19 protein-coding genes are annotated in these 22594 nt (G+C 64.3%); 10 read left to right on the forward strand and 9 right to left on the reverse strand.

Translation table 11 applies throughout. The annotated features are described in order from the left end of the window. Positions 1–413: 413 nt before the first annotated feature. Both ABR948_RS08005 and ABR948_RS08010 read right to left on the reverse strand, forming a co-directional pair. Positions 414–1709: a spinster family MFS transporter gene (locus tag ABR948_RS08005; RefSeq protein WP_428115540.1), complete on the reverse strand. Its 1296-nt coding sequence runs from the start codon at positions 1707–1709 to the stop codon at positions 414–416. Between the two features lie 119 nt (positions 1710–1828). Continuing rightward, on the reverse strand, positions 1829–3019 hold the full coding sequence (locus ABR948_RS08010; protein WP_428115542.1) for a Rieske 2Fe-2S domain-containing protein: 1191 nt from the start codon (positions 3017–3019) through the stop codon (positions 1829–1831). Between ABR948_RS08010 and ABR948_RS08015 the strand changes: the two genes are divergently transcribed. The 4 genes from ABR948_RS08015 to ABR948_RS08030 all read left to right on the forward strand — a co-directional run bounded on the left by ABR948_RS08015 (position 3018) and on the right by ABR948_RS08030 (position 6323). After that, positions 3018–3788 carry a MarR family winged helix-turn-helix transcriptional regulator gene (locus tag ABR948_RS08015; RefSeq protein ID WP_428115545.1) on the forward strand — a complete coding sequence of 257 codons (771 nt, stop codon included), beginning with the start codon at positions 3018–3020 and terminating at the stop codon, positions 3786–3788. The genes ABR948_RS08010 and ABR948_RS08015 overlap by 2 nt on opposite strands. A gap of 303 nt (positions 3789–4091) precedes the next feature. Then, a complete protein-coding gene (locus tag ABR948_RS08020) occupies positions 4092–5123 on the forward strand; it encodes a DUF2778 domain-containing protein (RefSeq protein WP_428115547.1) in 1032 nt (343 codons plus the stop codon). Between the two features lie 190 nt (positions 5124–5313). After that, entirely contained in the window at positions 5314–5922 is a 609-nt protein-coding gene (locus tag ABR948_RS08025) for a L,D-transpeptidase (RefSeq protein ID WP_428115654.1), read from the forward strand. An 89-nt stretch (positions 5923–6011) separates the two neighbouring features. Continuing rightward, positions 6012–6323 (forward strand): hypothetical protein, encoded by a 312-nt coding sequence (locus tag ABR948_RS08030; protein WP_428115549.1) that lies wholly within the window; start codon positions 6012–6014, stop codon positions 6321–6323. 136 nt (positions 6324–6459) lie between these two features. On the opposite strand, the gene ABR948_RS08035 is transcribed toward ABR948_RS08030, so the two are convergent. Next, positions 6460–7350: an SDR family oxidoreductase gene (locus ABR948_RS08035; RefSeq protein ID WP_428115552.1), complete on the reverse strand. Its 891-nt coding sequence runs from the start codon at positions 7348–7350 to the stop codon at positions 6460–6462. Positions 7351–7440: 90 nt separating this feature from the next. On the opposite strand from ABR948_RS08035, the gene ABR948_RS08040 reads away from it, so the two are divergent. Together ABR948_RS08040 and ABR948_RS08045 are read left to right on the forward strand one after the other, a co-directional pair. Beyond that, on the forward strand, positions 7441–8268 hold the full coding sequence (locus ABR948_RS08040) for a helix-turn-helix transcriptional regulator (RefSeq protein WP_428115554.1): 828 nt from the start codon (positions 7441–7443) through the stop codon (positions 8266–8268). A 476-nt stretch (positions 8269–8744) separates the two neighbouring features. Then, positions 8745–10103, forward strand: coding sequence for a TolC family outer membrane protein (locus tag ABR948_RS08045; protein WP_428115557.1), 1359 nt, complete (start codon positions 8745–8747; stop codon positions 10101–10103). Between the two features lie 37 nt (positions 10104–10140). Here ABR948_RS08045 and ABR948_RS08050 read toward each other — a convergent pair whose 3' ends face one another. The 4 genes from ABR948_RS08050 to ABR948_RS08065 all read right to left on the reverse strand — a co-directional run bounded on the left by ABR948_RS08050 (position 10141) and on the right by ABR948_RS08065 (position 16278). Continuing rightward, complete coding sequence (locus ABR948_RS08050) at positions 10141–11706, reverse strand: acyl-CoA synthetase (RefSeq protein ID WP_428115560.1); 1566 nt, start codon at positions 11704–11706, stop codon at positions 10141–10143. A gap of 88 nt (positions 11707–11794) precedes the next feature. After that, positions 11795–12553, reverse strand: coding sequence for a ligase-associated DNA damage response endonuclease PdeM (gene pdeM / locus ABR948_RS08055; protein WP_428115563.1), 759 nt, complete (start codon positions 12551–12553; stop codon positions 11795–11797). Beyond that, positions 12525–15272 carry a ligase-associated DNA damage response DEXH box helicase gene (locus tag ABR948_RS08060; RefSeq protein ID WP_428115565.1) on the reverse strand — a complete coding sequence of 916 codons (2748 nt, stop codon included), beginning with the start codon at positions 15270–15272 and terminating at the stop codon, positions 12525–12527. The genes pdeM and ABR948_RS08060 overlap by 29 nt, the downstream gene beginning before the upstream one ends. 79 nt (positions 15273–15351) lie before the next feature. Then, entirely contained in the window at positions 15352–16278 is a 927-nt protein-coding gene (locus ABR948_RS08065; RefSeq protein WP_428115567.1) for a class I SAM-dependent DNA methyltransferase, read from the reverse strand. 169 nt (positions 16279–16447) lie between these two features. Between ABR948_RS08065 and ABR948_RS08070 the strand changes: the two genes are divergently transcribed. The 4 genes from ABR948_RS08070 (at position 16448) to ABR948_RS08085 (ending at position 21094) form a co-directional block, all read left to right on the forward strand. After that, positions 16448–17488, forward strand: a complete 1041-nt coding sequence (locus ABR948_RS08070) for a ligase-associated DNA damage response exonuclease (RefSeq protein ID WP_428115569.1) — start codon at positions 16448–16450, stop codon at positions 17486–17488. Beyond that, on the forward strand, positions 17485–19374 hold the full coding sequence (locus ABR948_RS08075; protein WP_428115572.1) for an ATP-dependent DNA ligase: 1890 nt from the start codon (positions 17485–17487) through the stop codon (positions 19372–19374). The genes ABR948_RS08070 and ABR948_RS08075 overlap by 4 nt, the downstream gene beginning before the upstream one ends. Before the next feature lie 73 nt (positions 19375–19447). Next, the gene (locus ABR948_RS08080; protein WP_428115575.1) at positions 19448–19750 is read left to right on the forward strand and encodes a DUF6460 domain-containing protein; all 303 of its coding nucleotides are present in this window, start codon (positions 19448–19450) and stop codon (positions 19748–19750) included. Positions 19751–19828: 78 nt separating this feature from the next. Next, positions 19829–21094, forward strand: coding sequence for an MATE family efflux transporter (locus ABR948_RS08085; protein WP_428115657.1), 1266 nt, complete (start codon positions 19829–19831; stop codon positions 21092–21094). Here the strand turns inward: ABR948_RS08085 and ABR948_RS08090 are convergent. After that, the gene (locus tag ABR948_RS08090; protein ID WP_428115577.1) at positions 21091–22185 is read right to left on the reverse strand and encodes a quinone-dependent dihydroorotate dehydrogenase; all 1095 of its coding nucleotides are present in this window, start codon (positions 22183–22185) and stop codon (positions 21091–21093) included. The genes ABR948_RS08085 and ABR948_RS08090 overlap by 4 nt on opposite strands. Then, on the reverse strand, positions 22182–22526 hold the full coding sequence (locus tag ABR948_RS08095) for a DUF952 domain-containing protein (protein ID WP_428115659.1): 345 nt from the start codon (positions 22524–22526) through the stop codon (positions 22182–22184). The genes ABR948_RS08090 and ABR948_RS08095 overlap by 4 nt, the downstream gene beginning before the upstream one ends. Positions 22527–22594 lie beyond the last annotated feature (68 nt).

Raw genomic sequence — 22594 nt, forward strand, 5'->3', positions numbered from 1 at the left:
AGTGAGTATGCACACGAGTATTCACAGCGAGCCACCGGATTCACCCGGCATTCCCGCACGCAATGGTTTTAACGGTTTCCTTCGCGCTCTCCCCGGTGACCGGGCTTTGTTGTCACCGTCGCCTCGCGGATCGCTCCGCGAAACTTGACGCCAGCGTCGGGGCGTCAGGACCACACGACTTCGCCGTCCGCTTGAGCGCCGTTCGTCAAAGGCGCCGCCACGTCCACCGCATCCCGCCCCGCGTTCGTGACGATCGCGAAACGCCCCTCTGTCGGGACGGGACGGCTGCGGATTAAGAAGTGATTTGGGTCTGGCGCGAAGGGAAATATTTTTGCGGCCATGGCTGGACAGAAAATCACCGGGCTCGCTCATTGATTTGCCCGTCAGGCAAATCAGCACGATCCTGAAGTTCGTCAGCCCGCCGCCCGCACGATGTCCGCTCGAATGGTTTTGGCGGCCCAGAGGAAGAACAGCGCGCCAAGCATCGTGGTCAGTGAGGCTGACAGCAAGGAGTACCGCACCGCGTAGGCGCCGGAAGACCCTGCCAACAGGTCGTTGATGATGCCGACGCCGAGCGGTCCAAGCCCCTGCCCGAAGCAGGTCGCGGTCAGCAGAATGATCGCCGAGGCGAGCGCGCGCATGTTGGGCCGGGCGACGGTTTGCGCGATCGCAAAGATCGGGCCGAGGTGAAAGCCGACCAGGAACGACGTCAGCGCCAATGCCGCCACCATGGTCGTGAAATCGGACGTCAAAAGGCACACGGCGAACACGGGACCCGCCAGACCCGACGTCATCGCCGGCGCCCATAATTTCCAGCGATCGTCGCGGCGGCCGATCCGGGCCACCACCAGTCCGCCGGCCAGCGTTCCGGCCATGCCGAACAGGCCCTTGAAGGTTCCCGCGTAAGTCCCGATTTCCACGCTGCTGAGATGATGCACGCGGGCGAGGAACGGCGGAATCCAGGCCGACGTCGCATAATTGGTATAGGTCGTGAGGCAAAATCCGACCAATACGATCAGAAAGGTTTTCTGGGAGATCAGAAAACCGAGCGTGGGCCGCCATGCATCGCGGACCTGTTGATCCGCCGGCGCGCTGCGCCGGGGTTCGGCAACCGTGAGCCACAGCACGCCAGCCAGTGCGACGCCGGGCAGTCCGGCCGTGAAAAATGCCGTGCGCCAGCCATAATGCTGATTGACCCAGCCCCCGATGAAATAGCCGAGGAAGACACCGAGATAGGTGCCGATGGCGTAGATACCGAGCGCACGGGGACGGTCATTCTTGTCGAACAGGTCGGAGATCAGGGATTGCGAGGCCGGCGTGCCGGCGGATTCGCCGATCCCCACACCGATGCGCGCCAGTGTCAGTGTCGCAACGCTCTGGGCCAACCCGCAGAGCAACGTCATCGCGCTCCAGAACGCCAGGGCCGCGGCAACGATGTTGCGCCGGCTGATCCGGTCCGCGAGCCGCGCGATCGGAATACCCAGCAGCGAGTAGAACAGCACGAAGCCGAAGCCCGCGATCAGGCCCATGGTGGTGTCGCTGAGCGCGAACTCCTTCTTGATCGGCTCGATCAGCACGTTGAAGATCGTCCGATCGAGAAAGTTCAAGGCGTAGATGATCGTCAGAAGCGCAAGCACATAGTATCGCCGCAGCGACGGCGGTGCGGATACATCGGCCTGCACGGCCGATCGTGGCGCAAGGTCCACCATTTTATTCCTCCCGGTTCACATCGCGTGCTGGATGGCGCCGCTGTTTTTATTATCGGGGCGATTGCTGGAGCATGATCTCTTGGGAAAACCGGTTCCCACTTTTCCGGATCATGCTCTGGTCAGCTTTCCCGCACGTAATTGCCGGCCTCGAACTCGATCGGCGCGGCGTTTGGATCGAAATTCACGCCGACCGGGTCGTGGCCGGCGGCCATCGCATCGAGCTGCGTGCGCATCATCCGGCGCACCATCAGCACGCCGCGGTCGCTTTGCCCGAAATGCTCTTCCGAATGAACTGTGACCGGGCCCTGGCCAACCTGGGCCTCGTAATCGCCGGGAAATTTCTGGTGCTCCTCCTCGGTCATGTCCCACCAGAACTTGCCGTTGAATTTCGAGCGCATCCGGCCGATCTCGCCGGCCTGCCGGACGCGGCCGGCGACGTAGATCCGAAATGACGTATCGTCGATCGGCAGCACCCAGCCGATCGATTCCACGCGCGCGAATTGCGCGACGCGCGGATTGGGCACCACGCGCAATGTCGGGAACACCGCCTGGGTGACGCGGTAGAAGACCTTGCCATCGGGCTGCGGACGGATCGAGCGGATCACCACCGAATCCGCGGTGGCTTCGAATTTCACCTCCGGAATCGATGCCATCATGGTGGTGAACTGGGCGCCGCTGAAGGATCCGTGCAGCACCGGCACATGGAACGGATCGGCGACGTTCTCGAAGTGCTGCAGCCAGTTGCAGGGGATGATCGCGGGACCACCGCCACCGATCGAGGAGTCGTCGGCCTCGACGAATTCGCCCTCGTCCATTCGCTCAAGACATTCATAGCGCGGCAGCACCGGCTTTTTCTCCGGCGGGCCCATATAGGCAAAGATCAGGCCGTAGCGTTCCTCGACCGGATACCAGGGCTGCCGGACCTTGTCCTTGAAGCTGCCGCCCTCAGGCTCGCACGGCTGTTCGAGACAGTGTCCTTCGGTATCGAATTTCCAGCCGTGGTAACAACAGCGCAGGCCGTCTTCCTCAACCTTGCCGTAATACAGCGTGGTGCCGCGGTGGCAGCAGCGGGCATGGAGCAGCCCCGGGCGTCCCTGTTTGTCGCGGAACAAGATCAAATCCTCGCCCAGAGCGCGGACCTTGCGCGGCGTATCCCCGGCATCCGCCTTTAGACCGATGGGATGCCAGAACCGACGCAGCAATTCCCCCATCGGTTTGCCGCGGCCGACGTCGGTCAATTCGGATTTATGGCTCGCCGGCTTCATGTCGTACGCGGTTTCAGGGTCTACTCCGCGCGCGGTGATGTTCATGGCGTGCCTCCTGATCGCGGCTCTGTGGCGCCCCGGCGCCCGAACCATTGTCACGAGCAAATCGCAGATCGATGACATTGTCAACGATCTCGCGAATGACGACATGACCCCCGAAAGACTCGCACTGAGAGAGTTGGCAATGAGAGACTTTGGCATTCTCAAGACTTGGTATTCTCGAGACTTGGTATTCTCGAGACTTGGGTATTTCTCGAGACTTGGCATTCTCGCGGTTTCTTGGCAGACCAGTACGATGGCACGCATGCATAAACCGCAGCCCGCAGCGATCGTCCCGGACTCACATCAGCTCGCGCCGGTGACCGGCATGGTTTCGTCCCGGCTGATGGTGCTGGCCAATCTGCTCAAGCGCGGCGCGATCCTGCGCTATCGGCGCACGGCCAACCTGTCTTCGGTGGAGTTCGGTCTGGTGGCCTCGCTGGGCCATCATCCGCCGATGAGCGTGGTTCAGCTGGCGGGCGCGGTCGGCATGGACAAGGGCCAGATCAGCCGCGCGCTCGCCGGGCTGGTCAGGCGCAAACTTGTCAGCCGTCACGCCAACCCGAACGACAATCGGGAAGTCCTGGTGGGGCTGACCCGCAGCGGCAAGGAGGCTCATGACATCTTGTTGCAGGGCGCCGTTGAGCGTACCGAAAAACTGCTTGATGGCTTCAGCGCGCCGGCGATATCTCAACTGCTTTCACATATCGATCATTTGACAGAAAACGCCGAGCGAATGCTGGAACAAGAGAAGGTGTGCGACAGCGGCAACTGACGCCCAGCCGGGGTTTTGTTGCAGGGATCGCCGCAGCTTTGCCCGATGGCCGCCGGGACAGCGATGGCGGCCCCAATGATGCGGCGCCGCGAAATGACGTTAACCTGCCGGGGGGCGGACGTCGGCAGTTGCCGGTTCGACGCTATTTGAGTTAAGATTTCGACGCCTCGATGCCGGTAAAGGATGCCCGGCTGCTGTCGTTTGTCTCGATTATGCCGTACTTTGGCTCGCATGATGCGGCGTTTCCTGGCGAGTCCTTGTTGGGAAGCAGGTGGTTCAAGGCGTCGAACCCCGGGGGAATGGATGGCCTACGTCACACGGAGAGCTGACAAGGTCTCGTCGGCGGCGCGCGGCTTTTCGTTGTCCGGCGCCGTTGCAATGGGCGTGGGTGCATTCGCGCTGGCAACGGCGGTGGCCCTGTGGACTGAGGGTGCCGATCCGGTTGCGCGGGTCTCCGGCGCCGCTGCTGCGAACGATCCCAATACGCCGTCGTTTGATGACCGGTTCGCGCCGCGTTCGGCGTCCAGGCCTGCCGCCGATAACTCCTCGCGGTCGCTGGTTCGATCGTGGTCTTCGGAACTCGATATCAAAATCAGACAGGCCAAGGATCGTCTCGCCCAGAAATTGCAGTCTCAGGATTTGCGGCTGGCTCTGGTCGAGGAACCAAAACAAGTTATCGAGGATCCAAAGCCGCCGGGCGTCGCAGCCGTTTCGCTTCCTGGCGCGCCGCTTCCCATCACGCCGCTTTCCGGCGTGCCCCTTCCAAGGTCTCGCCCGGTTGAGGCGAACGCGGAACCAAGGAACGACGCTCCCATTGTGCGCGCTGACAATCGCAGCTTGCTGCAGAAGTTTTCCGACCTGTTACCGGGGCGCGTGACCCTGGCCTCGCTCGCGCCCGATGGCGGCATCTTCGCCAGGAAGCCGGACCTCGCGTCGCTTGGCTATGACGACGTTACCGCGGTCTATGACATCTCGGCGCATGCCGTTTACATGCCGGATGGCTCGAAGCTCGAAGCGCATTCCGGCTATGGCAGTTTGATGGACGATCCGGCCCATGTGAACGAACAGAATGTCGGTGCGACGCCGCCGAATGTTTATGACCTGAAACCGCGCGAGACACTGTTTCACGGTGTCCAGGCGCTCCGCATGATCTCCGTCGGTGATAACGACACGCTGGGGCGGTCCGGATTGCTGGTGCATAGTTACATGCTCGGTCCCAACGGCGATTCAAACGGCTGCGTATCGATCAGGAATTATGAGAAGTTTCTGAAGGCATACTCGGACGGTGCGATCAAGCGCCTCGTCGTCGTTCCAAAGCTGAATGAGAAGGCTTGAGAAGCGGAAGGCTTGAGAAGCGGAAGGCTTGGGAAGCGGAAGGCTTGGGAAGCGGAAGGCTTGGGAAGCGAAAGGCTTGCGAATGAGAAGCCAGCATCGCGGCGGTCAACCTAACGTGACGTCAGGCTTTGGAGGGCGGGCGGTGCCGGGTTCCAGGCTCGCATGGTTGCTCGTGGGGCTGCTCGGGCTGATGCTCGGCGGCTGCGGGCAATCGACGCTCTCCCCGTCGTCGGATGCGAGCTTTACCTCACGGGACCGGCAGTTGCTGGCGCAGGCGCCTTACGCACAGGCGAGCATTCCGGATCAATACCGCCGGCATATCGTCGAGTACCCGTACAAGGAGCCGGCGGGAACGATCCTGGTCGATACCGACGCGCGTTATCTTTATTACGTCCTGCCGGACGGCAAGGCGATCCGCTACGGCGTGGCGGTGGGAGAGGAAGCGCTGGCCTTTTCCGGCGTCGCCAAGGTCGGCCGGATGGCCGAATGGCCTGACTGGATCCCGACGCCGGAGATTCAGGCGCGTCTTGGCCCTTACCCGCCACGCATCGCAGGAGGACCGGCCAATCCGCTGGGCGCGCGGGCGCTCTACCTCTACGAGGGCAACAAGGACACCCTGTATCGCATCCACGGCACCAATCAGCCGGAATATATCGGCCAGGCGATATCGTCCGGCTGCATCCGCATGACCAACGAGGATGTCATCGATCTCTTCGATCGCGTGAAGCAAGGCGCGACCGTCGTCGTCCTCGCGCCAGGCCAGAGTGGATGGACCGGGGCCTCCAGCCGCCGCGGCTGATCAAGGTCGACCGACGATCGCCCTGCGACTGGCGGCAAGGCGAGATATAGATCGAGATACGCCGGGTGTGTGAAACGGATCACATCCACATGGATTCGACCGGCATAGATTGGCCTCATCAGGAGGCCAACATGCATCCCACACCGAACCAGCAGCTTGCGATCAAGGCCATGCTGAACACCCTGATCGGCCCGGGTGAATTTGACAGGCTTTGCCTCGGGATGCGGGTGGAACGCATTGATGACGGTATTCTGTACGTGTTCGTGTCAAACGAGGACTGCGCCGCAAAAATCGAAGCCAGCTATTCCGACGATTTGGCCGCCGCGGCCGAACAGGTTTTCAGCCAACCGATCCGAATTGTGAACGTGTTGCCGATGGACTTCTCCAGCCATCAGAATTGATGGCGCCGCGACGGTGGCAAAGCTGCGGAATGGGTGACATCCGCATTGGCGCTTCCATGTCTCGCCCGGGTCAACGTCAGCGGCGGCCCGCCGCGCGGCATTCGAGGTTGTGTGTGACAACCTCTCGGGCTGGGGCTCAAACCTTGAAGTAACCCGGCTGGCCGATGTCGGCGATCAAGCCATTTCCCGTGGGCGTCCAGCCCAACCGCTGCTGCGTCAAAGCGCTGGAGGCCGGCATGTCCAAACCGGCGAACACCGCCAGTGGCCCGTAATAATCGCCCGCCTCTTCTTTCTTGATCGAAACGACCGGCACGTTCAACGCGCGGCCGATCACTTCGATGACCTGGCGCATGGGTACGCCTTCCTCGCCAACGGCATGGTAGATCCCGTCACCCGCGCCCTTTTCCAACGCAAGCCGGTATAGCCGGGCGACGTCCAGCCTGTGCGCCGCGGCCCAGCGTTCGGCGCCTTCGCCGACATAGGCGGCGGCGCCTTTTTGACGCGCGAGCTCGAGCAGATAAGTGATCAACCCGGCTTTTCCGTCGGCGCCATGCACTTGCGGCAGGCGTATCGCCATCGCGCGCACGCCGCGCGACGCATAGGCCAAACCGGCCTGCTCGGACACGCGCGGAACATGCGGGCTGGAATCACGCCGCATATCCTCGGTGATCACCACACCTGGCGCGATCAGGCCCGTTCCCGAGGTGACGATGAAAGGCTTGTTCGTGCCTGCCAGCACATCGCCCATGGCTTCGATGGCGGTCTTGTCGATCGCGCCGTTCTCCGCGAATTTCGAGAAATCATGGATGAAGGCCAGATGGATCACGCCGTCTGAATCCCTTGCGCCGCGCTTCAGGCTTTCGAGGTCCTGCAGCGAGCCGCGATGAACTTCGGCGCCCAGTTTCTCGAGCGTCCCGACGTTCTCTTCGGAGCGCGCGAGGCCGATGACCTGATGCCCGTTTGCGATCAGTTCTTTTGTAGTTTCGGTGCCGATAAAGCCGGCGGCGCCGGTGACGAATACGCGCATGAGAAACACTCCCTGTTCAGAACGTCGGGATATGCTAGGTTGCTCATTCGGGTAAAGTAGTGAGATCATACCGGTATAATCGTTAACAGGATGACGGACGCGAACTCGCTTGGGACCTATCTCAGGGATCGCCGCGCCAAGCTCGATCCTACGGCATTCGGCTTTCCGCTGAAGCGGCGGCGAACGCCGGGACTTCGGCGCGAAGAAGTGGCGCAGCGCGCGAATGTGAGCGCCACCTGGTACACTTGGTTGGAGCAGGGGCGCGGCGGTGCGCCCTCCGCCGATGTGCTGGATCGCATCGCCCGCGCCATGCTGCTGACCGACGTGGAGCGCGAACATCTGTTTCTGCTCGGTCTGGGCCGGCCACCCGAAGTCCGCTATCACGCGCCCGAAGGTATCTCACCCCGTCTGCAACGCGTGCTCGACACGCTGCAATACAGCCCCGCTTTTATTCGCACGGCGACATGGGATGTGATCGCGTGGAACAGCGCCGCCGCGGCGGTCCTCACCGACTACAGCACACTGCCGGATGGGCAGCGCAATGTTCTGCGCATGATGTTCCGTGACAGCCGCGTACGCGCCGCGCAGCCCAACTGGCAAAGTGTTGCGCGCTATGTGGTGGCGTCCTTCCGCGCGGATGTGGCGCGCGCCGGTGCGGCGCGCAATGTGCAATCGCTGGTCGATGAGCTCTGCGCGACAAGCCCCGAATTCGCGGCGATGTGGCGTGACAACGATGTGCAGGGGCACCATGGCGACGGCGTGAAAGTCCTGCATCATCCCATCGCCGGACCGCTCTCGATGGAATTTTCGGCTTTCGCCGTCGATGGCCGGCCCGACCTCAACATGGTGATCTACAATCCGGCAACATCAGCGGATGCGAACAAGATCCGCGCGCTGCTGAAGTCTGTGCCGAAGTAGGCGCGACCCGCCCCGATGCGCTCAGTCGCAGCCGTAACGAAACCTCCATTGTATTATTTTTCCGGGACGCTCTTGCGTTCCGCGTCGTTTCACTCAACAACGGCCACGGATCCTGGTATCGGTCCGACAGAGCCTTGAAGTGCTAGAAACGTCCGAAAAATCGACTTTCGCGGGATTTTCGGGGTCGTTCGAATTTCGACTTTTGCAACGCTATCTGCCGTCACGAACTGAATACCGGGTGTTATCCCGTGTCGCCAACGGCACGGTTGATTTGGACAGGGCGCGAGGCTAGCGTCCTCACGGGGATCCTGCTGAAAGCTCGACCGGGGCGGACGAACTTTCGCCAAAGACAAAGAATGGGCAATTGGACTCCCGCCCGGATTATCAACTAGGCGTACCGCACGTTATCGGTGCACAAAGACGGCGCGTAAATGTCTGCGAGAAGCCTTCACGGAGTTGCAGCTACGGTTCTCCTGATGGCGTTTGCGGGGCCGGCGCCTGCCCTGGCCGATACCATGGAGGCCGCGCTGGTGCGCGCCTATCGGAACAACCCGCAGCTCAACGCGCAGCGGGCGCTGGTGCGCTCCACCGATGAGAACGTGGCGCAGGCGCTGTCGGGCTATCGGCCCAAGGCTGCCGTCACCGCCAGTTCCGGCTATCAGTACACCGATTTCAACAATACCTCGGGCGGCACGCCGACCAGCATCCTCCGCAGGGAGTATAATGGCACCGACGGGCCGCGCAGCGCCGGCATCACGGTCACGCAGACGCTCTATAACGGCAATCAGACCGCCAACAAGACCCGGGTTGCGGAGAGCCAGGTCTCCGGTGCGCGCGAAGCGCTGCGCGTGCTCGAACAGAGCGTCCTGCTGTCGGCTGCGACCATCTATATGGACTATCTGCGCGATGCCGCCATCGTCGAGGTTCAGAAGAGCAACACCCGCGTGCTCGAAACGACGCTGAAATACACCCGCGATCGCTTCACCGTCGGCATCGTCACTCCCACCGATGTGGCGCAGGCCGAAGCCCAGCTTGCCGCCGGCAAGACCCAAGAGCTGGCCGCCGAAGCCAATCTGGTGACGACGCGATCGAATTTCCGCCGCATCATCGGTAACGAACCCGAAGCGCTCGCGCCGGGCTCGCCGGTGGATCGCCTGTTGCCGCCAACGCTGCCCGGCGCGGTCGATCTCAGCCAGATCCAGAATCCGAACGTGACGGCGGCGATGTTCGGCATCGACGTCAACTTCCTGCAGGTCAAGGTCAATGAAGGCGCGCTGTTGCCGACGGTGACCATGGTAGCCGCCGCGCAGCAAGCCTACGAACAGACCCTGACGACCTTCCGGACCTTTGGGGCCTCGGCGATCGCGCAGGTCGCTGTCCCGGTATTTCAGGGCGGTGCCGAATATTCGCTGATCCGCCAGTCCAAGGAAACCCTCGCCCAGCAGCGTCTGGTGCTGCAGCAGACCCGCGACCAGAGCCGCGCCGACACGGTGACGGCGTGGGGACAATTGGTGGCGGGCAGGGCGCAGGTGGCGTCGGCGCAGTCGCAGGTGACCGCGTCGGAGATCGCGCTGACCGGCGTTCGCCAGGAGGCCAGCGTCGGACAAAGGACCACGCTGGACGTGCTCAATGCCCAGCAGGCACTGGTCAACGCCCGCATCGCGCTGGTGACGGCCGAGCACGACCGCGTGGTCGCGTCATACGCGGTGCTGAGCGCCGTCGGCCGGTTGTCGCCGCAGGTGCTCCATCTGCCGACCACCACCTACGATCCGGGCGTTCATTATCAGCAGGTCCGCGACAAATGGGTTGGTGTGCGCACGCCCGACGGACGCTGATCCGACCCAGGCGACCGGACACGCTCAAGCGAGATAATCAGCCGGCCGCAAACAATTGCGCGTGGACATCGCGCAGCTGCCGCTTCAGCAGCTTTCCGCTCGGATTTTTGGGCAAAGCGTCGGCAAACACAATCCGCTTCGGGCTCTTGAATCCCGCCAGGATCGCCTGGGCATGCGCCAGCACTTGCGCCTCGCTCAGCGAGTGGCCCGACTTGACCACGATCACCGCGACCACGGCCTCGACCCAGCGCGGATGCGGAATGCCGATCACGGCGACTTCCGAGACCTGAGGCAACTTATAAAGCGCCTCCTCCACTTCGCGGCTGGCGACATTCTCGCCGCCGGTCTTGATCATGTCCTTCTTGCGATCGACCACCGTGATGTAGCCCTCTTCGTCGATAACAGCGAGATCGCCGGAGTGGAACCAGTCGCCCTCGAACGCGGCCGCGGTGCGGGCGTCGTCGTGGAAATAGCCGATCATCAGATGCGGCGAGCGGTGCACGATCTCGCCAACCTCGCCCGGCGCCACGTCGCGCATGCGATCATCGACCACGCGCGTCTCGACATTGAGGACGGCGCGTCCGCATGAACCTGGTTTTCGCAATTGATCGTCGGGACCGAGCATCGTCGCCAGCGGCGCGATCTCGGTCTGGCCGTATAGATTCCACAACCGCACTTTCGGCAGGCGCTGCGCCAGTTCGCGCAGCACCTCGACCGGCATGATCGAGGCGCCGTAATAGCCCTTGCGCAGGCTCGAGAGATCGGTGGAATCGAAGCGCGGCGAGCGCAGCAGCGAGATCCAGACCGTCGGCGGCGCAAAGAACGAGCTGATGCGATAGCGCTCGATCAGCGGCAGCAGATTGTCCGGCGTCGGGAACGCCGTGATGACATTGGTGGCGCCGATATAGATCGACGGGCCGAAGAACACGTCGAGCTGCGCGCAATGGTACAGCGGCAGCGCATGCAGGGTCAGGTCGTCCTCGGCGATTCCGGCATCGACGATGCAGCTCACATACTGCCAGATCACGGCGTCATGGGTCAGCATCGCGCCCTTCGGGGAGGATTCGGTGCCGCTGGTATAGACGATCTGGGCCAGATCGACGCCGCTGAGGTCCGGCTCCGGCGCGATCGCTTCGCAGCCGGCGAGGACGTCGAAGCCGATCATGTCGGCCTGCCGCTCGCTGGCGTGCTCGGACGGCAACCAGATCAGATCGCGCACCGCGGTATCGAGCACGATGGCGGCGCGCGCCAGCGCGGCGAGGCCGCTGTCGGTGGCCAGCATGGTCGCGCCGGCGTGGCGCAGAATGTAGGCGACTTCCTCGGGCTTGAGCATGAAATTGATCGGCACCAGCACCGCGCCGAGCCGCGCCAGCGCAAACCGCATCGCCACAAAGGCGTGGGAGTTGCGCGCCAGCACCGCGATACGCGTGCCCTTGATGACGCCGCGCTCGGCCAGGCCCGCGGCCACGCGCGCGCTGATGCGGTCGAATTCCGCATAGGTCCAGTCTGTGTCGCCGCACACCACGGCCAGCTTGTCGGGTGTCCGCGCGGCGCTCCGATGCAGCAGATCGGCCAGGGTCTGGCGACGAGTGACTGAATGCATGGTGGCGTTCCCCATCCGAAAGCGTTTTTGTTCGGACCAGTCTGCCCGCGGTTGCGGGCACTGACAAGGTGGAGGGGGGTCGGCGCGTTCAGGAGCAGCGCGAGGCAGCTATCGTGTGCAGCCGGTGGTCGCCGAGCACATGCGCCATCAAGCCCGGGGTCTGGAAGATTTTCGCGAATGCCGCGTCGCGGATGCTCAGACCGCCGGTATAGGCGCCGAACGCCGGCATCACCGCGCGCTCGCCATCGCAGGCAAAGCACCGCCGCTCCAATGAGCGGCCGCGCGTCGAGACGCGGGCCTTGGGATGCAGATGTCCGGCGATTTCGCCCGATGCGCCGGTCGGCTCATGACGAAACGCGATACCGCCGACCGCGACTTCGCTGGCGACGACCCCGCCGAGATCGGACGGCAATGCCGGATCGTGATTGCCCGAAATCCAGATCCAGTCGCGCCGCGTCTGCAAGGCCGCGATGGCGTCGCGGTCCGGCGCCGACAGCCGGTGATGGGCCTCGCGGTCATGGAAACTGTCGCCGAGCGCGATCACGGTGCGCGGATCATGTCGCGCGATCACGGCCGCGAGCCGGCTCAGCGTGGCCACGGTATCATAGGGCGGCAGCAGCACGCCGCGGGTCGCGAAACTCGAGCCTTTTTCCAGATGCAGGTCGGAGACCACCAGCAGGCTCTCGTCTTCCCAGAACAACGCGCCGGAGAGATCGGCGACCAGCGTCACATCGGCGACAGCGATGGTCGCGATGCGTACAGCAGATGTTCTGTCATGCAGGGATTGTGCGCGCGCCGTCACGATGATCCAGTCGCCTCTATCCAGTTGCTTCCTTGACCAGTTCATCGGCGGCTTCCGCCAGCAACTCGTCGGAGGCTTCGCCATAGACCGCTTCGCGGCCGATTTCCAGCATCACCGGCACCGCCAGCGGCGAAACCCGGTCGAGTTCCCGGTGGGTGATTCGCCCCTTGATCCGCAACAGCATATCACTGAGTCGTCGCAGATCGAGCAGTCCGGTCGCGGCATCGGCCCGCGCGGCGCGCAGCAAGACATGGTCGGGCTGGTGCTTGCGCAGCACGTCGTAGATCAGGTCGGTTGAAAACAGCACCTGGCGGCGGGTTTTCTCCTCGCCGGTGAAACGCCGCGCGATCAGGCCGGAGATGATCGCGCAGGTGCGGAAGGTGCGCTTCATCAGCGCCGATTCCGCCAGCCACGCCTCGAGGTCGTCGCCGAGCATGTCGGGATCGAACAGCGCATCGAGATCGAGTTGGCCTTTGCGGATCATCGAGGAGACGTCGCCGAGCCCCCAGATCGCCAGCGCATATTCGTTGGCGACAAAGCCGAGCGGCCGGGCGCGGGCGCGCTCCAGCCGCCGCGTCAGGAGCATGCCGAGCGTCTGGTGCGCCAGCCGGCCCTCAAAGGGATAACAGACGAGATAGTGCTTGTTGGCGCGCGGAAAGCTTTCCACCACCAGCTCGCGCACGCCGGGGACGCGCGACAGATGGGCCTGCAGCGACAGCCATTCACGCACCTGGTCCGGCAACGCGCTCCAGGCGCGCTTGTCGGCCAGGAGCTTGCGCACCCGCTCGGCCAGATAAGTCGAAAGCGGAAACTTGCCGCCCATATAGGACGGCACTTTGGCGTCTTTGTCATTGGCGCGCGAGACGTAGACCTGGTCCTCGGAAAGCTGCTCGTAGCGCACGACTTCACCGCCAAACACAAAGGTGTCGCCGACCACCAGCCCCTCAATGAAATATTCCTCGATCTCGCCGAGCATCCGGCCGCCGCGCCCCAGCGCGCCGGTCGAGCCTGAACCGCCGCCGCGCGAGCGCACCAGCCGCACCTTCAGCATCGCCTCCTCGACGATGGTGCCGACATTGAGGCGATAGCTTTGCCGCACCCGCGGATTGGTGACGCGCCAGCGGCCGGTCTTGTCCTGCTTGATGCGCGCGAAGCGTTCATAGGTTTTCAGCGCATAGCCGCCGGTGGCGACGAAATCGACCACGTCGTCGAAATCGGTCCGGGTCAGGCCGGAATAGGGCGCCGCGGTCAGGACTTCGCTGTAGAGCTGGTCGGACAGAAACGGTTCGCCGCAGGCGCAGCCGAGCACATGCTGCGCCAGCACATCGAGCGCGCCGATCCGCAGCGGCGGCGTGTCCTGGGCATTCTCGTTGACCGCGTCGATCGCGACCGCGCATTCCAGCACTTCGAAGCGATTGGCCGGCACCAGCACCGCGCGCGAGGCTTCGTCGATGCGGTGATTGGCGCGGCCGATCCGCTGCATCAGCCGCGAGGCGCCCTTGGGGGCGCCGACATTGATCACGAGATCGACATCGCCCCAGTCGACGCCGAGATCGAGCGAAGACGTACAGACCACGCCGCGCAATTTGCCCGCCGCCATCGCGTCCTCGACCTTGCGGCGTTGGGCCACGTCAAGCGAGCCATGATGCAGCGCGATCGCGAGGCCGTCATCGTTCATGCGCCACAGATCCTGAAACAGCATCTCGGCCTGGCTGCGGGTATTGACGAACACCAGCGTAGTCTTGTTGCGCTTGATCAGGTCGTAGATCTCGCCCAGCGCGTGGCGCGCGCTGTGCCCGGCCCAGGGCAATCTTTCACGGGTATCGAGCATCTCGACCACAGGCGCGGCCGCGCCCCCGGCGATGACGATGTCGGCGGCTTCGCACTTGCCGTCACGTTGCGGCACCAGAAACCGCGCCAGCGATTCCGGTTCGGCCACCGTCGCCGACAGCCCGATCGCGCGGATATGCGGCGCCAGCCGCCACAGCCGCGCCAGGCCGAGCGACAACAGGTCGCCGCGCTTGGAGGTCACCAGCGCATGCAACTCGTCGAGCACGATGCGCCGCAGCGAGCCGAACAGAAACGGCGCGTCGTCGGACGACAGCAGCAGCGCCAGCTGTTCGGGCGTGGTGAGCAGGATATCCGGCGGATAGCGCCGCTGCCGCTGCCGCCGCGACACCGGCGTGTCGCCGGTGCGGGTCTCGACCTTGATCGGCAGGTTCATCTGCGCGATCGGCGTTTCCAGATTGCGCGCGATATCGACCGCGAGCGCCTTCAGCGGCGAGATATAGAGCGTGTGGAGACCGCGGCTGCGCTGCACGCCGCGGCCGGTGGAGGTGACGCTGCTTCGCTCGCCAATGCGGTTGCTTTGCGGTGAAGACGCTGCCCGCTTCTCCCCTCCCCCCGCGCGCGCAGCGCGTGGCGGGGAGGGGTCGGGGGTGGGGGGTCTCTCCACTCGCTCTTCTGGCAGCGAGTTTGCGGAGACACCCCCCACCCCCGACCCCTCCCCGCCGCTTCGCGGAGGGAGGGGAGCAGATCGAGCGAGCATAGAAACCGCACTCAACTCCACCAACGTCGGCAAGAACCCGGCCAGCGTCTTGCCGGCGCCGGTCGGCGCGATCAGCAATGCTGAGCGGTCATCGCGGGTTTTCCGCAGCAGCGCCAGTTGATGCTCGCGCGGTGTCCATCCGCGGCTTTCGAACCAGCGCAGAAAGATTTCGGGCAACAGCGAAGACGCAGGATGATCTGGTTCGACGGTATTCACGGCGTCAGGTTAAGCCGGTCCGGCCGCGCCGGTCGAGCACTTAAAACCGGGCCATTGCCATCGAAGTGCCACGGAAAGTTCAGGATTTTTCCGTCACCACGACCAGGCCGGGCACCGGCATGTGGTCCTCATTGCGCGCCGACAATTCGTCGAGCCGCGACAGCGTCAGGCCGGCGGCGTCGATGGCGGCGCGCACATGGGCCGCGCCATGGGCGTAGCGCAACCCCGCGCCGAGAACCACGCCGTCACCGCCATGGGTTTCCGCCGTGAATGCCAACAGGCCGCCGGGCAGCAATACCCGCTTCACCTCGCGCAGCACCGGCGCGAGATCGGCAATATAGACCATCGCATCGGCGGCGAGAATGAGATCGGCACTGGCGTCGGGCTTGCCGCGGAGGCCCTGCGCCATGTCGGCGACTTCGAGCTCCGCATAGAGCCCGGTCAAGCGGGCCCGCTCGATCATGCGCGGCGACAGATCGATCCCGGTGAAGTGATCGACCTCGCGGGCGAACGCGGCCGCGGCGAGCCCGGTGCCGCAGCCGAGATCGATCGCGCGCCTGAAGAAGGCAGGCTTGCGGATCGCGGCGCGGGCCGACAGCACGGCCTTGAACAACAAAGCAGGGCCGCGATAGCCGAGATCGCCGACCAAAGCGGCCTCGAACTTTGGCGCATATTGATCGAACAGCGCGCGCACATAGGCCGGCGGCATCGCCGAGAGTTGCTCGGCCCCGAGCAGCGTCAGCCGCAGGCCGGCGCCGTGAAGGTCGTCGGGATCGGCGACCTGCGCCCTGCGAAAGGCTGATATCGCCGCTTCGCGCTCGCCGAGCCGTTGGCGGATTTCGGCCAGGGTGAACCAGGCGGAGGCAAAGGAGGGCGCGAGCTCGGTCGCCTGCAGCAGCAGGTCGGCGGCGGCGACGAGATCGCCCTTGAGCTGCAGATCGCGGGCGAAATCGAACCGGCGGTCGGCCATCAGATCGCCAGAGGACAGGAACAAGCGCGCGGACATGAAATGAACCACAGTTGTCATTGCCGGGCATAGCCGTCCGAAGGACGGCGTCGCTTTCGCTCGCCTATGACCCGGCAATCCATCAATAAGGCTTTTCCGGAAGATGGATGCGCGGGTCAAGCCCGCGCATGACGGTTAAAAATCGTGCATCACGTCCTATATAACCGGGATGCGCCCGCAAGACATCCTGATGCCGGTCCCCGCCGGACTGTGCTGCAAGCCCGGCGGCTTTCATATCGATCCGGTGCGACCGGTCGAGCGCGCCGTGATCACCCACGGCCATTCCGACCACGCCCGGCCCGGCCACGGCGCGGTGCTCGCCACCCGGGAAACACTGGACATGATGCGGCTGCGCTATGGCGACAATTTTGCCCGCAGCACCCAGGCCATCACCTATGGCGAAGAGCTCAAGCTCGGGGATGTCCGAATCAAATTTCACCCCGCCGGCCACGTGCTGGGCTCGGCGCAGATCGCTGTTACCTGCGCGGATACCTGCATTGTCGCCTCCGGCGACTACAAGGACGCGCCCGATCCGACCTGCGCGCCATTCGAGGTGGTGCCCTGCGATGTCTTCATCACCGAGGCCACCTTCGCCCTGCCGGTATTTCGTCATGGTCCCGCCGACGACCAGATCAGGAAGCTCTTGGCCTCGGTCGCGCTGTTTCCGGAACGGGCGCATCTGGTCGGCGCCTATTCACTCGGCAAGGCGCAGCGCGTGATCGCGCTGCTTCGCAAGGCCGGCTACGACGCGCCGATCTATCTGCACGGCGCGATGGAAAAGATCACGCGCTATTACGAGAGCCGCGGCGTGGCGCTGGGCGAACTGCGCGCGGTCAAGGGCACGAGGAAGGCCGATCTCGCCGGCACCATCACGCTGGCGCCGCCTTCGGCCACCTCCGATATCTGGACCAGACGATTCCCCGATCCGGTCACCGCGTTTGCCTCGGGCTGGATGCGGGTGCGCGCCCGCGCGCGCCAGGGCGGCGTCGAATTGCCGCTGGTGATTTCGGATCACGCCGACTGGGACGGCCTGACCGCGACCATCGAGGCGACTGGTGCTGGCGAAATCTGGGTCACCCATGGCCAGGAGGACGCGCTGGTGCATTGGTGCACCTCAAAGGGTCTGATTGCGCGGCCGCTCGATCTCGTCGGCTACGGCGATGAGGATGAAGGCGAAGGTGTCACTGCCGGCGAGGACGCCGAGGCATGAACCGTTTTGCCGAACTGCTGGATCGTCTGGCCTATGAGCCCGGCCGCAACAACAAGCTGCGGCTGATCACGCGCTATTTCCGCGAGGTCGAAGATCCCGATCGCGGCTATGCGCTCGCGGCCCTCACCGGCGCGCTGTCGTTCAAGCACGCCAAGCCCGGGCTGATCCGCGACCTCATCGCCGAGCGTACCGATCCGGTGCTGTTCGCGCTGTCCTATGATTACGTCGGCGATCTCTCGGAAACGGTCGCGCTTATGTGGCCGAACGCGGAGGTTGGCCACGGAGAGTCTTTGCTGGGCCACCCCCCTCCCCAACCCTCCCCCGCAAGGGGGGAGGGAGCCGAGCGGAATGCTGGGAGGCCGCCTCGCCGAAAATCAAAAGCACCCGCAACGACAATTTCTCTGAAGAGCGCGGCCACGACTCTATCGGTTCCCTCCCCCCTTGCGGGGGAGGGTCAGGGAGGGGGGTGCAGCGAGCACAATGCCCAAGACGGCCACCACCATCTCCACAACAATCCCCCACCTCCGACCCTGACCGACGTCGTCACCACGCTGCGCACGCTCGGCAAGACCGAGCTGCCGAAACAACTTACACGCTGGCTCGACGAACTGGACGAGACCGGCCGCTGGGCGCTGCTGAAACTCGTCACCGGCGCGATGCGCATTGGAATCTCGGCACGGCTGGCGAAAACCGCCGCAGCCGAACTCGGCGGCAAGGACCCGCACGATATTGAATTGATATGGCCGGGGCTCACGCCGCCCTATCTCGATCTGTTCGCGTGGCTGGAAGGCCGCGCGGAAAAACCTGTCAATCTCGATCCCGCCCCGTTCCGGCCGGTGATGCTGGCGCATGCGATCGAGGATGGCGATTTCGCGCATCTCGATGCGGCGGCGTTCATCGCGGAATGGAAATGGGACGGCATCCGCGTCCAGGCGGTCAGCGGCCATGACGGGCGCGGCCATGTGCTGGCGCGGCTCTATTCGCGCAGCGGCGAGGACATCACCAAAAGTTTTCCGGACCTGCTGCCGTCATTGCGTCTGCCCGGCGCCATCGATGGCGAACTGCTGGTGGTGCGCGACGGCCGGGTGCAGAATTTCAACGTCCTGCAGCAACGCCTCAACCGCAAGATCGTCTCGCCGAAACTGATCAAGGACTATCCGATCCATTTGCGGGCCTATGATCTGCTCGGTGAGGGCGAGACCGATTTGCGCGCGCTGCCGTTTGTCGAGCGCCGCAAGCGGCTTGAGGCGTTCATCAGCAAGCTGGACGATGCGCGAATTGACCTGTCGCCGACGATCGCCTTCGACAGCTGGGACGCATTGACGTCGGCGCGGGCCGATCCCGCCAGTGCCGGTGCCGGCGAAGATGCCGAGGCGGTCGAAGGCGTGATGCTCAAGCGCCGCGACGCGCTTTATCTGCCGGGACGCCCCAAGGGCCAATGGTGGAAGTGGAAGCGCGACCCGCATTTGATCGACGCGGTGCTGATGTATGCGCAGCGCGGCCACGGCAAGCGTTCATCGTATTATTCGGACTACACCTTCGGGGTCTGGACCTCAGGCGAGGACGGCGAGCAATTGGTGCCGGTCGGCAAGGCCTATTTCGGCTTCACCGACGAAGAACTGCTGCAGATCGACCGCTTCGTGCGCCGCAACACCACCGAGAAATTCGGACCCGTGCGGCACGTGGTGCATGAACCGGATCAGGGACTGGTGCTGGAAGTCGCTTTCGAGGGCCTGCAACGCTCGCCGCGGCACAAATCCGGCGTGGCGATGCGGTTTCCGCGCATCAGCCGGCTGCGCTGGGACAAGCCGCCGCGCGAGGCCGACCGGCTGGAAACGCTGGAGCGGATCATCAAATCGAATACCCCGACAGCCGCCGGCCATTGACGCCAACAGGCGGGTTCCCCATCTGCCCTGCTCTGTACTAGAATAGGCGGCACATCCGCGCGGGAGACCACCGATGCCAAACGATACCAGGGAATTGCCGGCGGCCAATGACGGCCTCTCCCGCTTTCTCGGAGGCTCGCCGCTAACGGTGGCGTTTCGGCTGATCCTGCTGTCCATTCTGGTCGGCGTGGTGCTGGCGGCGGTCGGCTTCGATCCCTGGAATATCGTCAACAGCATCCGGCTGTTGTTCCAGCGGATCTGGGATCTCGGCTTCGACGCCATCAACGGATTGTGGCGCTACTTCCTGCTCGGTGCCGTGATCGTGATCCCGATCTGGCTGCTGTCGCGGATGTTCGGCGCGCCGCGCGGGCGATAGATCCCACGCAGGCCAGGTTTGCTAGCTCCCACAACCAAGGTTACGACCGCGCAGGTCTTCGCCATCGCCGGGCCGGCGATGGTCGCCAACCTGACGACGCCCTTGATCGGCGTCGTCGCCACGATCGCGATCGGGCGGCTCGGCGATGCGACGCTGCTCGGCGGGGTGGCGATCTCCTCGGTGATTTTCGATTGCCTGTTCTGGCTGTTCGCTTTCCTGCGCATGAGTACGGTCGCCTTCACCGCGCAGGCGCTGGGCTCGGGCGAAACAAAGGAAATAGGCGCGCTGTTGCTGCGGGGCCTTGCGGTCGCGGGGTTGATCGGCGCGGGCCTGATCGCGCTGCAGCTACCGCTCAGCGCCGTGCTGGTGGGGGCCATGGGCGGCAGCGAGGGCGTCACCCGCGCCGCCAAGGCCTACTTCGCGATACGCATCTGGTCGGCGCCGCTGGCGCTCGCCAATTATGTCGTGCTCGGCTGGCTGATCGGACAGGCGCGCGCCCGCCTGGCGCTCACGGTGCAGATCGCGATCAACCTGATCAATGTGGCGGCGACGGTGTTATTGGTGCTGGTCGCGCATGCCGGTATTGCCGGTGCCGCGATTGCCGCCGTGGTCGCGGAAGCGACCGGGCTTTTGCTCGGCCTTCTCATTGCACGGCGACTCACGCAGGGCGCGCCCGGCATTCCCCGCGCCACGCTGCTCGATCGGACCAAGCTGATCCGGATGCTGGCGGTCAACCGCGACATCATGATCCGCACCGCGGCCCTGATCGCGGCGTTCCTGTTCTTCACCGCGCAGGGCGCGCGCTCGGGCGACGTGATCCTCGCCGCCAACGCGGTGTTGAACAATTTCCTGATGATCAGCGCGTTCTTCCTCGATGGCCTCGCCAACGCCGCCGAACAGCTCTGTGGCCGCGCCTATGGCGCCCGCGACCGCGCCGCTTTCTCGGGTGCGGTCCGGCTGGTGATACTGTGGGGATCCGGTTTTGCGCTCGCGGTGATCGCCGTGTTCGCGCTGTTCGGCCCGTCGCTGATCGACGCCATGACATCCAGCGCGGATGTGCGGCAACAAGCGCGCGACACGCTGTGGTTCGTGCTGCTGTCGCCGATCCCAGCGGTATTCGCCTTCGCCTATGACGGGATCTTCATCGGCGCGACCTGGGCGCGCGATATGCGCAATTTGATGGTGCTGTCGATGCTGATGTTCTTTGCCGCCTGGCTTGCGCTGCGGTCATTCGGCAATGCCGGGCTGTGGGGCTCGCTTCTGGTATTCTATGCCGCGCGCGGCGGACTGCAGGCGCTGCGCTATCCGGCGCTGTTGCGGGCGTCATTCGCAGCGAAGACTTAAACCGGCCAATCCTCGGCGGTGATCGTCGCGGCATCGGCGCCGACGATTTCGGACAGCGAGTCGCGACCTGTGCGTAAAAGCGTCGAGGCCAGATCGTTCTTGATATCGTCCACCAGGCCGAGGCCCTTGTAGATCAGCGCGGAATAAAGCTGGATCAGGCTGGCGCCGGCGCGGATCTTGGTCAGCGCGGCGCCGCCGCTGTCGATGCCGCCGACGCCGATCAGCGGGAACGCGCCCTCGGCGCGCACATAGGTCTCGGCCACCATCCGGGTCGACAGCCGAAGCAGCGGCCGCCCCGATAGGCCGCCCGGCTGCTTGGCGCGGACCTGCTCGCGCAAGGTCGAGGGCCGCGCCAGGGTCGTGTTGGTCACGATCATGCCGTCGACGCGGCGCGAGCGCGCGATATGAACCACATCGTCGAGCTCGGCGAGGCTGAGATCCGGCGCGATCTTCAGCAGCACCGGCGAATCGCCGGCGTTCTGGCGCACCCGTTCGCGCGCATCGATCACCCGTGCCAGCAGATCGTCGAGCGCCTCGGCCTGCTGCAGGTTGCGCAGGCCCGGCGTGTTCGGCGACGACACGTTGACGGTGAAATAGCTCGCTACCGGCGCAAAGGTCTCGATCAAGTTGACATAATCGGCGGTACGATCCGCCGAATCCTTGTTGGCGCCGACATTGACGCCGACGATGCCGCCGAGATGGGCGCGCGCGGCGAGCCGCCGCAGCACCATCTCGGCGCCGTCATTGTTGAATCCGAGGCGGTTGATCACGGCCTGGTCGCGCTCCAGCCGGAAAATCCGCGGCCGCGGGTTGCCGGCTTGCGGCCGCGGCGTCACGGTTCCGATTTCGACAAAGCCGAAGCCCAGCCGCAACAGTGCATCCGAGACTTCGGCGTTCTTGTCGAAGCCCGCGGCCATGCCGATCGGATTGGGAAAGTTCAGGCCAAAGGCCCGCACCGTCAATTTTGGATCGTCCGGCCGCGGCCGCGTCGGCGGCAGGAATTTCAAGCCTTGCACCGCGAGGCGATGCGCGTCCTCCGGATCGAACCAGCGCAGCAGCGGCAGTGAAAAAGCATCAAAGGCGCGGATCACGGCTTGAGCTCCGGGATGTCGTGATAGCCGTCGGACCGTGCGTGCAGGCTAAGCACCCCGGTGACCGCGCCGAGATCGAGTTCGCCGTAGAGATGCGGAAACAATTCGTCGTTGCGCGACCGCTCCCACCGCACTGAATCGCCCAAGACATCGGCGTCGACCGCAATCAAAAACAATCCGGTCTGGCCGAAGAAGTGCTTCCGCGCGGTCTCGGCGACCTGCGACGCCGTGGAGAAATGAATATAGCCGTCGCTGATATCGACGGGACTGCCGCGAAACACGCCCTGCCGTTCGGCCTCGCGCCAGGCCGAAGCGGGACAGATTTTATAGATCATGCGCACGCGTCCGGGGTCCTGCCTGCCGCCCTGGTTGCCCGGGATTTCCCCGGAATTCTTGAATTTTGGCGGAT

Origin of the sequence: Bradyrhizobium sp., assembly GCF_050014615.1 — a bacterium.
In the GTDB taxonomy this organism is placed as follows: domain Bacteria; phylum Pseudomonadota; class Alphaproteobacteria; order Rhizobiales; family Xanthobacteraceae; genus Bradyrhizobium.